At 69.2% G+C, this 14,689-nt stretch carries 13 protein-coding genes and 2 pseudogenes; 5 read left to right on the forward strand and 10 right to left on the reverse strand.

Annotated elements, in window-relative coordinates; all coding sequences use genetic code 11:
• From KUTG_RS24410 to KUTG_RS24440, 7 genes are all read right to left on the reverse strand, one after another.
• A partial coding sequence (locus KUTG_RS24410; protein ID WP_157495613.1) for an ATP-binding cassette domain-containing protein occupies window positions 1-357 on the reverse strand: 357 nt, incomplete at its 3' end.
• A gap of 56 nt (window positions 358-413) precedes the next feature.
• Window positions 414-1,310: a metal ABC transporter solute-binding protein, Zn/Mn family gene (locus KUTG_RS24415; protein ID WP_043730497.1), complete on the reverse strand. Its 897-nt coding sequence runs from the start codon at window positions 1,308-1,310 to the stop codon at window positions 414-416.
• Between the two features lie 202 nt (window positions 1,311-1,512).
• Complete coding sequence (locus KUTG_RS24420) at window positions 1,513-2,226, reverse strand: VanZ family protein (RefSeq protein ID WP_043719880.1); 714 nt, start codon at window positions 2,224-2,226, stop codon at window positions 1,513-1,515.
• A gap of 89 nt (window positions 2,227-2,315) precedes the next feature.
• Entirely contained in the window at window positions 2,316-3,416 is a 1,101-nt protein-coding gene (locus KUTG_RS24425; RefSeq protein ID WP_043719883.1) for an ABC transporter ATP-binding protein, read from the reverse strand.
• 102 nt (window positions 3,417-3,518) lie between these two features.
• A complete protein-coding gene (locus KUTG_RS24430; protein WP_084581291.1) occupies window positions 3,519-4,343 on the reverse strand; it encodes a sugar ABC transporter permease in 825 nt (274 codons plus the stop codon).
• A 62-nt stretch (window positions 4,344-4,405) separates the two neighbouring features.
• The gene (locus KUTG_RS24435) at window positions 4,406-5,290 is read right to left on the reverse strand and encodes a carbohydrate ABC transporter permease (protein WP_052396662.1); all 885 of its coding nucleotides are present in this window, start codon (window positions 5,288-5,290) and stop codon (window positions 4,406-4,408) included.
• Between the two features lie 40 nt (window positions 5,291-5,330).
• Window positions 5,331-6,572 carry an extracellular solute-binding protein gene (locus KUTG_RS24440; protein ID WP_043719888.1) on the reverse strand — a complete coding sequence of 414 codons (1,242 nt, stop codon included), beginning with the start codon at window positions 6,570-6,572 and terminating at the stop codon, window positions 5,331-5,333.
• 258 nt (window positions 6,573-6,830) lie between these two features.
• On the opposite strand from KUTG_RS24440, the gene KUTG_RS24445 reads away from it, so the two are divergent.
• On the forward strand, window positions 6,831-7,865 hold the full coding sequence (locus tag KUTG_RS24445) for a LacI family DNA-binding transcriptional regulator (protein WP_052395360.1): 1,035 nt from the start codon (window positions 6,831-6,833) through the stop codon (window positions 7,863-7,865).
• Between the two features lie 119 nt (window positions 7,866-7,984).
• Window positions 7,985-9,086, forward strand: a pseudogene (locus tag KUTG_RS24450) (LacI family DNA-binding transcriptional regulator).
• A 70-nt stretch (window positions 9,087-9,156) separates the two neighbouring features.
• Here KUTG_RS24450 and KUTG_RS24455 read toward each other — a convergent pair.
• The 3 genes from KUTG_RS24455 to KUTG_RS24465 all read right to left on the reverse strand — a co-directional run bounded on the left by KUTG_RS24455 (window position 9,157) and on the right by KUTG_RS24465 (window position 12,647).
• The gene (locus KUTG_RS24455) at window positions 9,157-10,953 is read right to left on the reverse strand and encodes a hypothetical protein (RefSeq protein ID WP_157494737.1); all 1,797 of its coding nucleotides are present in this window, start codon (window positions 10,951-10,953) and stop codon (window positions 9,157-9,159) included.
• Between the two features lie 159 nt (window positions 10,954-11,112).
• A complete protein-coding gene (locus KUTG_RS24460; RefSeq protein WP_157494738.1) occupies window positions 11,113-11,826 on the reverse strand; it encodes a hypothetical protein in 714 nt (237 codons plus the stop codon).
• A gap of 116 nt (window positions 11,827-11,942) precedes the next feature.
• Window positions 11,943-12,647 (reverse strand): hypothetical protein, encoded by a 705-nt coding sequence (locus KUTG_RS24465; RefSeq protein ID WP_043719898.1) that lies wholly within the window; start codon window positions 12,645-12,647, stop codon window positions 11,943-11,945.
• Window positions 12,648-12,783: 136 nt separating this feature from the next.
• Here KUTG_RS24465 and KUTG_RS24470 point away from each other — a divergent pair, with 136 nt between their 5' ends.
• The 3 genes and pseudogenes from KUTG_RS24470 to KUTG_RS24480 form a co-directional block, all read left to right on the forward strand.
• Window positions 12,784-13,290 carry a beta-class carbonic anhydrase gene (locus KUTG_RS24470; RefSeq protein WP_043719901.1) on the forward strand — a complete coding sequence of 169 codons (507 nt, stop codon included), beginning with the start codon at window positions 12,784-12,786 and terminating at the stop codon, window positions 13,288-13,290.
• Between the two features lie 9 nt (window positions 13,291-13,299).
• The gene (locus tag KUTG_RS66410) at window positions 13,300-13,536 is read left to right on the forward strand and encodes a hypothetical protein (protein WP_043719903.1); all 237 of its coding nucleotides are present in this window, start codon (window positions 13,300-13,302) and stop codon (window positions 13,534-13,536) included.
• 386 nt (window positions 13,537-13,922) lie between these two features.
• A pseudogene (locus tag KUTG_RS24480) lies at window positions 13,923-14,540 on the forward strand (A/G-specific adenine glycosylase); the annotation flags it as partial.
• Between the last annotated feature and the right edge of the window lie 149 nt (window positions 14,541-14,689).

Here is a 14,689-nt window from a genome sequence, read left to right on the forward strand (position 1 = left end):
CTCGGCCAGGGCGGCCTCCACCCGGCGGCGGCGCTCGGCCCGGCCGCGCAGGCCGAGGCCCCAGCGGTGCCCGTCGAGGCCGAGGCCGACGAGGTCGCGGCCGCGCAGGGTGAGGTTGGGGTCGATGGACCGCTGCTGCGGGATGTAGCCGATCTTGTGATTGGCCTTGCCGGGCGCGCTGCCGGCGATGGCCACCTCGCCCGCCGACAGCGGCTGCTGGCCCAGCAGCACCCGCAGCATGCTGGTCTTACCGGAGCCGTTGGGGCCGAGCACGGCCAGGAACTCGCCCGGCCTGATGTCCAGGTCCAGGCCGTCCCACAGGACGCGGCTGCCGTAGTTGAGCCGGGCCCCGCGCATGCGCAGCGCCGCCGCCGGCGCTGAGACCGGGGCGGCGTGGACGAACGCGTCAGTCGTCACTGCTTCGCGAGCGCTTTCGATAGGGCGTCGACCTCCTTGCCGATCCAACCAACGTAGTCGGTCGTCCCGGCGGGCAGCGTCTCGGTCACGTCCACGACGGGGATGCCGGCCGTCGCGGCCTTGGCCTTGAGCTGGTTGGTCAGGTCGGTCTCGGTCTGGGCGTTGTTGACCAGGGCGTCGACCTGGCGGTTGGCGATCAGGGCGTTGGTGGCGGCGACGGCGGCGACCGGGATGTCGGTGCCGGCCTCCACCGCCTCCTCGAACTGCTTGGGCGTCGCGTCGGCGAGGTTGCCGGCGGTCAGCAGGTAGTTGGCGACGGGCTCGGTCACCACGACCTTCTTGCCGGCCGGGATCTTCGCGATCTGGGTGAGCACGTCGTCGAGCTTGGCGTCGAACGCCTTGGCGTTGGCGTCGAACGTGGCCTTCCTGGACGCGTCGATGCCGCCGAGGTCCTCGGCGACCTTGTCGGCCACCTTCTTCACGGTCGGCAGGTCGTAGAAGACGTGTTCGTTGGTGTCAGCGGCTTTCTGCTTGCCGGAGACGTCGAAGGCCACCACGCTCGGCTTGCCCGCGCCCACGGTCGAGACGGTCTTGGCGAAGAAGTCGTCGTAGCCGATTCCGTTGGACACCAACAACTGCGCGCCGGCCACGGCGGCGGTGTCGGTCGGTTTGATCTCGTAGTCGTGCGGGTCCTTGGTGGGGTCGTCGATGATCGAGGTGACGTTGACAGCGTCGCCGCCGACGGCCTTGACCACGCTGCCCCACACGTCGGTGGAGGCGACGACCTTGATCTTGCCGTCGGCCGGGGCGGCCGCGCCGTTGCCGCACGCCGCGGCGGTCAGCGCCGCCATGGCCAGCACGGCCACACCTGCCCATCGGGAACGGACCGTCATCAGCACACCCCTCGACCGCGTGAAAGATCGTGTAATGGAAACCGTTGTCGAGTGGAGCCTAAGCGAGAAGAGTGATCAACTTCCTCGTTGGAGTGAAAATCGTTATCACCTGGACGGGTGGTTCGCGTGGTCTGAACCAAAGAACCGGCAGGTCGGAGACCTGCCGGTGCCGTGAGGTGTGTTCTTCGCCGCAGTCGGGCGGTTACCGCCTGCGCCAGGCCCCCGTGGCCACGGTCTCCCGGCGCTGTCGGAGCGGCACGGTCTCGTGGTCGGGCGCGACCTGGACCGGCACGGTGGGGCCATCGGCCCGCCAGCGATCCGAGTGCACGGGCCCGCTGGTGGAGCCGGCGAGCCACCCGGACCCGACCGGCCGGTTCGGGCCGCTCGGGGGCTGCTGCCGACGCACCTGGTGCTTGCCGCGGCCGAACACCAGCAGGAGCACCCACGCGGCCAGCGCGGCCAGCACACCGCCGACACTGTTGTTCATGAAGTCCTGACCGTCGCAGACACCCAGCTCGAACAGCGCCTGGGTGATCTCGATGCCGGCGCTCACGGACACGCAGCCCATGGCCACCAGCAGCGGCCGCTTGGTGGCCAGCACTCCGAAGAAGCCCAGCGGCATCAGCATCACGAAGTTCAGCAGCGCGCCCCCGGCCGAGACGGAAAAGTGGCCAGGAACACAGGCCTGAAGCGGGTCGCCGAGCCGAACTTCGCCCCAGTACGGACGGACCAGGGTCACGGACAGCGCCAGGGCCAGGCTCACGCCGGCCAGCGCCGAGGCAGTCTTGCCCCAGCGGAACAGGTGGGCGGCGAGCAGCGCCAACGCCCCGAGGACGAGGCCGCCGAGCAGCAGGGCCGCGGTGACGTCGGGCCTCGACGTGAGGTAGTCGAAGCCGTCCCGGTAGAGGGTGCGCATATCAGGTCAGACGACGAGCCCCGCCCACCGGTTGTCCGGCACATGCGGGCTCCGTGGCTGTCGACGGGCCCCACACGGCAGTGAAACTTTCAGACTTCCAGGCGGGCGCCGCTCTCCGGGTGGAACAGGTGCACCTCGCTGGTGTCGCGCACGGCGACCTTGACGTTCTGGCCGAAGGCCGGCGGCGTGCGGCCGTCGACGCGGACGATGAAGCGCTCGGGCACACCGCCGATGCGCACCGAGCCGTAGACGTACGCGTCGGCGCCGAGCTCCTCGACGAGCTCGACCGTCAGCTCCATGCCCTCCTCGTCGGCGCCGGCCAGGCGCAACGTCTCGGGACGGACGCCGAAGGTGACCTCCTTGAGGCCCTCGGTCGACGCCTTGTCCAGCGCGGACCGGGTCAGCGGCACGGTGAGACCGTCGAGCAGGGCGCCCTCGGCCGTCAGCGGAACCGTCTTCAGGTTCATCGCCGGGGAGCCGATGAAGCCGGCCACGAACGCGTTGGCCGGGCGGTCGTACAGCTCACGCGGGGAGGCGCACTGCTGGAGCAGGCCGTCCTTGAGCACGGCCACCCGGTCGCCCATGGTCATGGCCTCGACCTGGTCGTGCGTGACGTAGATCGTGGTCGTGCCGAGCCGCTGCTGCAGGGCGGCGATGTTGGCCCGGGTCTCGACGCGGAGCTTGGCGTCCAGGTTGGACAGCGGCTCGTCCATCAGGAAGACGCTGGGCTCGCGCACGATGGCGCGACCCATGGCGACGCGCTGCCGCTGACCACCGGAAAGCGCCTTCGGCTTCCGGTCGAGGTACTTGGTCAGGTCCAGCATCTTGGCCGCCTCGGCGACCTTGTCCTTGATCTCCTGCTTGGACGTGCCGCGCAGCTTGAGCGCGAAGCCCATGTTCTCGGCGACCGTCATGTGCGGGTACAGCGCGTAGGACTGGAACACCATGGCGATGTCGCGGCCCTTCGGCGGCACGTTGGTGACGTCCTTGCCGCCGATCTTGATGGCGCCCTCGTCAACGTCCTCCAGACCGGCGAGCATGCGCAGGGCGGTGGACTTGCCCGAGCCGGACGGCCCGACCAGCACCAGGAACTCACCGTCAGCGACATCGAGTTCCAGCTGGTCGACCGCGCGCACCGGCGGGTTCCCGGCGAACACCCGGGAGGCACTGACGTAGGCGACCTCGGCCATGTGTGGTCCCTTTCACTGCGAAACGTGTGACGACAAAGTAACCCGAGAAAGCGCATCCGTCAGCCCCTCGGCGTACACCGACTACCCACCGTTTCTGAATCGTCACCCCTTGACCGCGCCCGCGGCCAGCCCCGTCACGAGGAACCGCTGTACCAGGTAGAACACAGCGACCGCGGGGATCGACACGAGTATCGACGCGGCGGCCAAATGGCCCCATTCGACGCGGTTCTGTTGCACGAACACCTGGAGCCCGACCGCCAGCGTCTTGGACTCGTCCGAAGCGCTCAGGAACGCCGACGCGAAGGCCACCTCGCCCCACGCCGTGAGGAACGCGTAGAACGCCGTGACGGCCAGCCCCGGCCGGGCCAGCGGCAGCACCAGCCGCCAGAAGACGCCGAACGGGGACAGCCCGTCGACCCGGCCCGACTCGTCGATGTCGGTCGGAATGGTGTCGAAGTAGCCCTTGAGCATGTACGTGCAGAACGGCACCGAGGTCGTGCAGTAGACCAGCACCAGTCCGATGCCGGTGCCCTGCAGTCCCAGCGACAGCAACACGTTGAACAGCGGCACGATCAGCACCGCGAACGGGAACATCTGCGCGATCAGGAACGACAGCAACAGCTTTCGGCTGCCGGGAAAGCGAAAGCGGCTGACGGCGTATCCGGTGGTGGCCGACAGGAACACCGCGATCAGCGTGGTCAGCAGCGCGATCTCCACGGAGTTCAGCACCCAGGCCAGGAAGTCGCCCTGCTGCCCGGAAAGCACGTCGCGATAGTTGGCCAACGACGACTCGTCGAACAGCCGGATCGTCGGCGCGACGGCCCGCGCGTCCGGCTTGAACGACGTCACCAGCACCCAGAACACCGGGAACACGGCGATCAGCGACGCCACGGTCAGAGTCGCGTGCAGCGCCACACTTCGTCCCATGGATCTCTTGCCCCGCAAGGAAACCCGGGCCGCCTGAACCTGGATCGGGAGGGATTCGATGGTCACGCGAACGCCTCCTGACGACGCAGCGCCCGCCGGTAGAAGGCGGCGAACACCAACAGCACGGACAGGATCAGCACGCCGTAGGTGGACGCCACCGCGTAGTCCCGGGAGGCGCCGGAGAAGAAGCGCTCGAACGCGTAGGTGACCAGGATCCGGGTGTTCGGGTTGGCCGCCGGACCCGTCACCAGGTAGATCACCGGGAACATGTTGAACGTCCAGATGATGCCGAGCAGCACCACGGTGCTGGACACCGAGCGCAGCCCGGGCAGTGTGATGTCCCGGAACCGCTGCCACGGCGTCGCGCCGTCCACCTCGGCCGCCTCGTACAGGTCGGCCGGAATGGACTGGAGGCCGCCGAGCAGCGCCAGCATCATGAACGGCACGCCGACCCAGACGTTGACGATGACCACCGCGACCAGCGCGAGATCGGTCTGCCCCAGCCACACCGGCTGCCCGAGCCCGAACGCCCCGAGCACCTGGTTGATCACGCCGAACTGGCTGTTGAACATGAACTTCCAGGCGAACGCGCTGATGAACACCGGCACCGCCCACGGCAGGATCAGCAGCACCCGGTACAGGGCGCGGGCCCGCATCGGCCGGTTGAGCAGCAGCGCCAGGCCGAGGCCGACGCCATAGGTGAGCACGACGCAGGACCCGGTCCAGATGATGGTGCGCAGCAACGTGGACCAGAACGAGCCGAAGCTGGGATCGCCGGACAGCACGTTCAGGTAGTTGCGCAGCCCGACGAAGGAGTAGGTCGCCGGACGGTCGAGCACCGGGTTGGCGATGGTGGACTCGTTGATGTCGGTGAGGGTGAACCAGACGCCCTGGGCCAACGGGTACAGCACCAGCACCGCGAGCACCACCACGACCGGGGCGACCATCGCGTAGGCGTACCAGTGCCGTTCGATCGAGCGGCGCACGTCAGTTCACCGAGTAGTCGGTGACGACCTGGTCCTTGTAGGCCTTGGCCACCTCGTCCAGCGCCGTCCTGGCGTCCTTCTGCCCGGACAGCACGTAGGCGTAGTCGATCTTGAGCTGGTCGAACAGCTGCGCGCCCGCGGCCACCCACGGCCGGGCGTGCGCCTGCTTGATCGCCGGCTCGAAGGCCGTCACGTTCGGCTGCGACTTCACGTCCGGGCTGTCGTAGGCCGACTTGCGCGTGGGCAGCAGGCCGAGCTGCTTGGAGATGGACACCTGCGACTCGGTCGAGCTCATGCACTGGATGAACTTCACCGAGGACGCCTTGGCCTTGGTTCCTTGGCGCACAACGTAATCGTGGCCGCCGATGGGTCCGCTGCCCTTGCCGGCGGTGACGCCCGGCAGCACCGCGACGCCGAGATTGGCCGCATCCTTGAACGCGTCGCCCTTGAGCAGGTCGACCACCGTCCACGGGCCGTCGATCTCCATCGCGACCTGGCCGGCGGAGAACGCCGCCTTCATGTTGTTGTACGAGTTGGCCTGGTCCAGGGCCGTGGTCGCGGCCTTGGCGTCCAACAGGCCCTTGGCGGTCTGCAGCGCCTGCACGTTCTGCGGCGAGTTCACGACGATCTTCTTGTTCTGCACGTCGAGCAGGTCGCCGCCGGCTCCGTAGATGAAGGGCAGCGCGTAGTAGGCGTCGTTGTTGAGGAAGATCGCGTTGGCCCCGCCCAGTTTCGGCGCGTCGGCCTTGAGCTCGTCCCAGGTGGCCGGCGGCTGCACGCCCGCGTCGGCCAGCATCTTCTTGTTGTACAGCAAGGCAAGCGTGTCGGTGACCTGCGGAACGGCGTAGGTCTTCCCGTTGTACTTGGTCGATCCCAGCGGCCCGTCGAGGAAGTCGGAGGTGTCCTTGGCCGCGTCGGTGTCGGACAGGTCGGTGATCAAGCCGTTCTGGGCCAGCTGGGCCACCCAGCCCACGTCCGAACGCAGCACGTCCGGGCCCTGCCCGCCCTGCGCGGCCGTCTTGTAGTTGGCCAGCGCCTGGTCGAAGGACACTTGCTGCACGTCGACGGTGTAGCCGCCCTTGGTCGCGCAGTCCTTGGCCACCTGATCGAACACGGGATGCTCGTTGGGTCCGCTGGTGTCCCAGAAGACGACCTTGCCGGAGTCCGCGCCGGTGGCGCCGCCTCCGCCGCCACAGGCCGTGAGTAACAGCGCTCCGGCGATCACGAGAGCAGTGCGTCGCATGGTAACCGTCCGTTCCCCGTTGCTTACCCTGCAAAGTTTTGCCGCGGATTTCACCGGTGTGACCAAAGGTCGGGCAAGACAACGGCCGTAACCGCACCGTAATGACCCAGTGACCGGGCGCGGTCGTTGCAAAACCTTTCCACCCCGGGCAGGCTTCCCCCGGACACGCCCAGATCCGCCACATGTGGACCACATCCGACTTCTGGCCCCACATGTGCGCCCCATGTGGCGAAAGCAGAGTTGTCGAGGAGGACGCGGGTGCCCGGTCTGGCCGAGATCGCGAAGATCGCGGGCGTCAGCGTCTCCACCGTGAGCCGGGTCCTCAACCGTCGGGCCGGCGTGAACGAGGACACCCGGCAACGGGTGCTTGCCGCCCTGTCGGACCTCCCGTACTCGCCGCGCGGCCTGGGGGCGTTGCAGCGCACCGGCGTGATCGGCCTGCTGCTGCCGGAGCTGTCCAACCCGGTGTTCCCGGCGTTCGCCGAGGCGTTGGAGACCAAGGCCACCGCCGCCGGCTACTCCTCGCTGCTGTGCAACACGCGGTCGGCCGGCCTGCGCGAGGAGGAGTACGTGCGCATGGTGCTGGCCCGCGGCGTGGAGGGGATGATCTTCGTGTCGCCGGCCATCACCAACGCCCCGCCCGGCGAGGCGCCGGAGGCCGGCTACTACACCCGCCTCGTCGCCGACGGCGTGCGCATGGTGTTCATCAACGGCGCCACCCCGGCCCTGGACGTCGCCGACATCGGCGTGGACGAGCAGCTGGCCGGCTACCTCGCGACCTCGCACCTGATCGCGCTGGGACACACCAGGATCGGCTTTGTCAGCGGACCCGCCCGGGCTCTGCCGTCACGACTCAAGCGCGCCGGCTGGGCCGCGGCGCTGGAGGAGAACGGCCATCCCGCGCCGGCCGAGCTCGTCGCCCACGGCCCGTTCGAACCCTCCGGCGGGGCAGCCGCGCTGGGGCACCTGCTCGACACGGTCGCGCCGACGGCGGTGATCTGCTCGTCGGACCAGATGGCGATCGGGGCGCTGCGGGAGGCCGCGCGGCGGGGCCTTCGCGTGCCGGCGCAACTCTCCGTGGTCGGCTTCGACGACATCCCGTTCGCCCGACACTGCACCCCCGCGCTGACAACTGTGGCGCAGCCCATCAGTGAGATGTCGGCCGCAGCCGTGGACGAGCTTGTCCAGCGATTGGAGCCCGATTCCCGACGGGAGACGGCGGCCTCGCACACCCGCCTGTTTCGGCCCAAACTGGTGGTCAGGGAGTCGACAGGACCGATTCCGAGGGCGTGAATTGGTCTACACCAAGCTGACTTAACGCGAAAGACCTGTTGACATGCCGGGATAGTGCTTCAGGGGGACACGGGTGCCGTCGGCTTCACGAATTGGTTCTTGACCGTTACGGTCACTCCATGGCGCGGTCAATGCATGTGCGACGGCCGGCGACGTTGGCATCTCTTGCCGCTGAGCTGGGCGTTTCGCGGACAACGGTGTCCAACGCATACAACCGGCCCGACCAGCTCTCGCCTGAGCTGCGCCGGCGGGTGTTGGAGACGGCACGAAGGCTGGGCTATCCCGGTCCGGACCCGGTCGCGAGGTCGCTGCGGACCCGCAAGGCGGGCGCGGTGGGGCTGCTGCTGACCGAGAACTTGTCCTACGCGTTCCGCGACCCGGCCGCGGTCGGTTTCCTGGAGGGTCTCGCGCTCGCGTGCGAGGACGCCAGCCAGGGCCTGCTGCTGGTGCCGGCCAATCCCGAACGTGAGGACGTGGCCGCGGTGCACCGGGCCGGCGTCGACGGCTTCGTGGTGTATTCGGTGCCCGACGACGACCCGCACCTGGCGGCCGTGTTGGAGCGTCCGGTGCCCACCGTGGTCTGCGACCAGCCCGAGCTGGACACCGTGGACCGGGTCGGCATCGACGACCGGGCCGCGATCACCCAGATCGCCAGCCACCTCATCGAGCTGGGCCACCGCCGGGTCGGCGTGATCTGCATGCGGCTGGCGCGGGACCGCAACGACGGCTTCGTCAACGTCGACCGCCAGCACACCGCCCACTTCCACGTGCAGCGGGCGCGGCTGGAGGCGCTGGCCACGGCCTTCACCTCGGCCAATGTGGACTGGACCTCCATTCCCGTTGTCGAGCGCTTCGACCACAGCATCGCCTCCGGCGCCTCCGCCGCGGCCCAGCTGCTGGACCGGGACCCCCAGGTCACGGCGTTGATCTGCACCTCGGACATCCTGGCCCTCGGCGCGCTGGGCGAGGCTCGGCGGCGGGGTCTGCGCGTGCCGCAGGACCTCACCATCACCGGCTTCGACGGCATCACCGAGAGCGAGCGGGCCGGGCTCACCACCGTGCGTCAGCCCGTGATGGAGAAGGGCCGTGCCGCCGGCAAGCTGCTGGTCAACGCGGCCGACCACAACCGGCCGCGGACCGTGACCTTGTCCACGGAGCTGGTCATCGGCACCACCTCCGCGCCGCCTCGTATCACCGAAGGAGCGCTGGTTCGGCCCGTGATCCTCTAGGCACACGAAAACGGCCCCACCTTCGCGCGGAAGGCGGGGGCCGTTTTCTGTGTGATTACGGCTCAGATGCCGCTGATCGGCAGGCGCGGCGCGTGACCGAGCACGCCACCCAGAACGTCCGCCGTGTTGGGAACGCCCGGCACGATGGTGCGGGCGGAGTCGTCGGCCGGCATGGTGGTGGTGAAGCCCGGGCCGAGGGCCGGGACGCCGTGGATGCCGCTCAGCGTGGCGCCGGGAACGGCCGGCAGGCCCAGGGGCAGCTTCGGCAGGGCGGAGCCGAGGACCGGCAGGTCACGCTGCGTGCCGCCGACCAGCGGCAGGTGCACCGGCAGGGCCGGGATGCCCGGCAGCTCACGGCCGGCGACGGAACCCAGCGGGGTGCTGGCCAGGAGGCCGGCGAGCGGGGTGCTGGCGATCAGGCCCGTGATCATGCCCAGGGACTCCAGACCAGGCAGCGGCAGCGCGCGCTGCGTGCCACCCAGCAGCGGCAGGGCGGGGAGGGCCGGCAGGCCCGGCAGGTCACGCTCGGCAGCGACGCCACCCAGCAGGCCACCCACCGGCAGCGCGGACAGCAGGCTCAGACCCGGCAGCTCACGACCGACCGGCAGGCCGCCACCCAGCAGGCCACTGATCGGCAACGCCGACAGCAGGCTCAGACCCGGCAGCTCACGACCGACCGGCAGGCCGCCACCCAGCAGGCCACTGATCGGCAACGCCGACAGCAGGCTCAGACCGGGCAGGTCGCGCTCGGTACCAGCAACACCCAGCAGGCCGTTGACCGGCAGCGCGCCCAGCAGATCCGTACCCGGCAGGGAGCGACCGATCGGCAGGCCACCGCCCAGCAGACCACTGATCGGCAACGCCGACAGCAGGCTCAGACCCGGGAGATCGCGCTGCGTGCCACCCAGCAGGCCACCCACGGGCAGCGTGCCAACGAGATCCATGCCCGGCAGCGAACGACCGACCGGAAGACCGCCACCCAACAGACCGCTGATCGGCAACGCCGACAGCAGGCTCAGGCCCGGCAGCGAGCGCTGCGAGACGCCACCCAGCAGACCGTTCACCGGCAGAACCGACAGCAGGCCCAGGCCCGGCAGCGAACGCCCGACCGGCACGCCCGGCAGGTTCAGCGGCAGCTTGGGCAGACCCGGCAGGTCACGCTCGGCGGCCACGCCGCCCAGCAGGCCGCCCACGGGCAGCGTGCCCAGCAGGTCGGTGCCCGGCAGCGAACGCTGGTCGTCGTCGCCCATGGCGGGCAGGCTCGGCAGCGCGATCGGGCCCTCGGCCTGGGCCAGGCTGCCCAGGTTGGACACGTCCGGCACCTTGGCCAGGTTGTGCAGCCCACCGGTCGGCACCACGCCGCTGTAGGTGAAGTTGGGCAGCGAGCGCGAGGTGGTCAGGTTCGGCACCAGCGCGATCGGCAGGCCCGAGCCCACACCCGGCACCTTGGGCAGCATCTGGAGCTGCGGCAGGCCGGAGATCATGGCGTGGCTGGGGTCGATGGCCCGCTGCTGGTCGCCGAGGCCGGGCAGCGCCGACAGGCCGGGCAGGCCCGGGTGGGCCAGGTCCTGGCCGTTGAGCTGCACGTTGCTCAGGGAGAGGCCGCCGTCGCCGAGGCCGCTCGGAAGGTCGCGCTGCGACTGGCCGATCGGGGCCGTCGGAAGCTCGATCTGCGAGGTGTCGGGCAGCGGGGGCAGACCCTTGTGGCCGACGATGTCGGTCAGGCGCAGCGCGGTGTCCGCGAGGCCGGTCGGGTCGCCGATCGGGGCGGGCGCGGCGGCGGCATTGCCGGCACTCATGGCCAGCACGCTGCCGGCGAGCAGAGCCACCGGAATTCCGCGCCTCATCCAGGTACGCATGGGGAATGTTCTCCTTGTTGATTTCCCGGGTCACGGGAGAAGACGGGCGATCCCTCGAAAAACCGATTCGGGGCAGGGATCACCCAATAAATGGGGAGTGAAGAAAAAATGGACTGCTGACCGATCGCCGGGCGCGGCGAATCGGTCGGGAGAGGTGAATCAGTCGGGGGTGATGCCGGGCTGACGTCGCGCGGTCATCGGCACGCAGCGCGAAGACGCGCTCGTGAACAGGACGGGAGCGGCCGCGGGCACGACGGAGGATCCGTCGTGCAGGGCCATGCCGCTGCCGCTGCCGGTCGGGCCGTCGTGGCCGCAGGCGCCGCCGGGCAGAGCCCCGAACGGCAGAACCTCGGACTTGGGCGTGCCGTCCGGACGAAGGGGGCTGACCGGCGCGCTCAGGCCGGCCTGCGGGTGCGCCGCGACCATCTCGGTCGGGCGCTCGACCCGGCTCGCAACCGGGACCGATTCGGCCGACTCGGCGGCCGACACGGCGTGAACCGGAACATAAGTCCTGGTCACGACCTCGCCGGCGACCGGCTCATCGGATCGCGAGCCGGCGAACTCGTCGAGCCGCTGCTCGACCAGGATCACCGGGGCGACCAGGTGCGGCACCGGAACGTCGATGGCCGGCACCGAGGGCGCGGCCGCCGGCAGCGCCTGCGCGGCCAGCCGGGCGTCCTGCCCGATGAGGGCCGTGTGCTCGACGGAGGTGTCGACGACGTCGCCGGCCGTGGACAACAGGGTGGAGACCGGGGTCGGCTCGGCGGCCGAAGCCGTCGCCGAGGAGAGCAGCCAGGCCAGCGCGGTGCCGGCGAGCACGCCGCCGATCAGAACGAGCGCACGCAGCAGCAGCGACCGGAAACGGTCTGCCACCTCTGCCTGCTCGTCCAACACCGGAAACGGATCCTCTCGAACGACTTCCCGTGGATCCACACCGTACTGGATTGGCGTTGGGAATTACCCCTCTGGCCGTGACACCTTCGGGTTAATCAGGTGAGCTTGAACGGTGTCGGCTTACTCGTGAGGTTTCCCAGCTTTCCGACCACCACGTAATCGCCGACCGGCAGCAGCGCCCCGCTCGGCGCGCAGTTCGGCGACGAGGTGCGGCCGGCCCAGGCGATGCTGAAGGTGGCCTGCTCGCCGGGCTGGAGCAGCCGGACGTCGGCGGGCTGCTGGTAGTAGCAGTCGGAGCTGGACCACAGCCGAGTGTTGCCGTCGGCCGTCAGCACGATCAGCTCTCGCAGCTGCCGGGTGACGTCCCGCTTGCACGCGACCGGCCCGGAGTTGGTGATCACCAGCGTGAGCAGCGGCGCCTGGCCGACCCGGTAGGCAGCCTGCGCGATGCGGCCCTCGACCGTGACGGACGTGTCCGGGCATGGGCCCGGCGGAGGCGGCGGTGGCGGCGGGCCCGTCGTGGTGGTCGGCGTCGGCACGGGCGAGGCCGATGACGACGAGGACGCCCCGGCCGCCGCGATCGTGCCGCTGGTCGGTGGCGAGGACGTGAGGCGCTTGCTGGAGGTGGGGACCACGCCCTGCTTGTTGGCCACACCCTGCGGGTCGGCCTGCGAGCCGCGGCCGAGCAGGCTTGAGATGATCACCGCGAGCAGCACGACCACCAGGACCGAGCAGACCAGCGCGATCACCCGGCGGCGCCAGTACACCGACGGTTCGAGCGGACCGGATGGCTCGATCATGCACCGACGGTAACGCCGCCGACACCGTCGGCCAGGGATTGTGGCGGTCACCCAATCCGGTTGTGTCTTTGCTCAAGACCCCTTGTCAGCGCTCACCCGACCAGGTGCCATAGAGGGAGACACAGGGAGGTGCGACATGACCGCCATCGACGAGTTGCTCGACCGCAATGCCGCACTGGTCGACCGGACCCGCGGGGACCGGTCCTCGGCCAGCCCGTCGCTGCACATCGCCGTGCTCACGTGCATGGACGCCCGTATCCGGGTGTTCGAGATCTTCGGCCTGCAACAGGGCGAGGCGCACGTGCTGCGCAACGGCGGCGGTGTGGTGACCGACGACGTGATCCGCTCGCTGGCGCTGAGCCAGCGCAAGCTCGGCACGCGGGAGATCATGGTCGTCCAGCACACCTCGTGCGGGCTGTCGATGACCACCGACGAGGAGTTCAAGGACGAGCTGGAGGCCGACACCGGCCTGCGCCCGACCTGGGCCGTCGAGGCCTTCCGTGAGGTCAAGGACAGCGTGCGGACCTCCATGGCCCGGCTGCGGCACAGTGCCTTCCTGCCGTACACCGACAACATCCGCGGCTTCGTCTACGACGTGCACAACGGTGCCCTGCACGAGGTGTTGTCCCCCGGCCAGGGATAATCGGGGGCGATGCTTGCCGCCGACACACTGCTGAGCTGGTTCGACCGGACCGCGCGGGATCTGCCGTGGCGGCGGCCCGAGTGCACCGCCTGGGGCGTGCTGGTCAGCGAGATCATGCTCCAGCAGACCCCCGTTGCCCGGGTCGAGCCCATCTGGAATAGATCAATCGACATCCGAAGGGATTTTCATCAGCTTCAGGGGAGCCTTGTCACCACCTGCTTCCAAACAGAGAAACCAATTCACTAGATACGAGTAGTGTCGCCGGGTGGTCATGTTATGCACCGACAATTCCCTTTCTCAGGACCTACGGGGTTAACAAAACGCACAGACGGTGTACTGTGACCACCCCCCCTTGTCGCCTTATCTTGTCCCGGGGTATCCAGAACACTCGTCGGGGCCCTGGCCATAAGCGGAGGCGTAAGTCACTGTATGTCTAGGAGAGAGGTCTCATCGTGTAGCTGCCCGACAGGTGATCGGGCAGACCTAAAGCTAGCGCCTCACAGCATTGCAGACACAACAGGAGCCAGGATGCACTAAGGGTCGACTACACTGCCTGGCAGCTTCAGCACTGAAAACTAGTCCGGTCACTCTAAGCACGAGCTGGTGTTGGGATAGGGTTCAGCACGAGAAGCCTGCACGAGGCCGCCTCCGTCATCACCTTGCAGCACAACGATGTCGTGCCGTCCGACGTCGACACCCTCCTGGCCCTGCCCGGCATCGGCGCCTACACCGCCCGCGCCGTCGCCGCCTTCGCCTACGGGCAGCGTTGTCCCGTCGTCGACACCAACGTCCGCCGTGTCGTCGCCCGGGCCGTCCATGGCGCCGGCGATGCCGGTCCCCCCTCCACCACCCGGGACATGGCTGACGTCGCCGCCCTGCTGCCGGCCGTCGACTCCGTCGCCGCTCGCTACTCCGCCGCCCTCATGGAGCTCGGCGCCCTCGTCTGCACCGCCCGCGCCCCCCGCTGCGCCGACTGCCCCGTCTTCGACACCTGCGCCTGGCAGCTCGCCGGCCGTCCCGCCTACAACGGCCCCGCCAAAGCCGTCCAGAAGTTCGCCGGCACCGACCGCCAGGTCCGCGGCCGCCTCCTCGACGTCCTCCGCGGCTCCCCCGGCCCCGTCGCCCGCCCCCTGCTCGACGCCGCCTGGTCCGACTCCTCCCAGCGCGACCGCTGCCTCGACTCCCTCCTCGTCGACGGCCTCATCGAGCAGACCGACTCCGGCCTCTTCGCCCTCCCGGGTGAGCACTGACCCCACCTGTGGACAACCTCCAAGTTGTCCACAGGCCCCCCTTCTCCCAAGATCACCCGCCGTTTACGCAGGTAGAATGGGCTTGGGGTCGCCCCCCTGGGATAGGGAGGGGGCTGTTCTAGGGGTCATTGCAACACCTGAGTGATCAG

Source organism: Kutzneria sp. 744, assembly GCF_000568255.1.
Lineage (GTDB): Bacteria > Actinomycetota > Actinomycetes > Mycobacteriales > Pseudonocardiaceae > Kutzneria.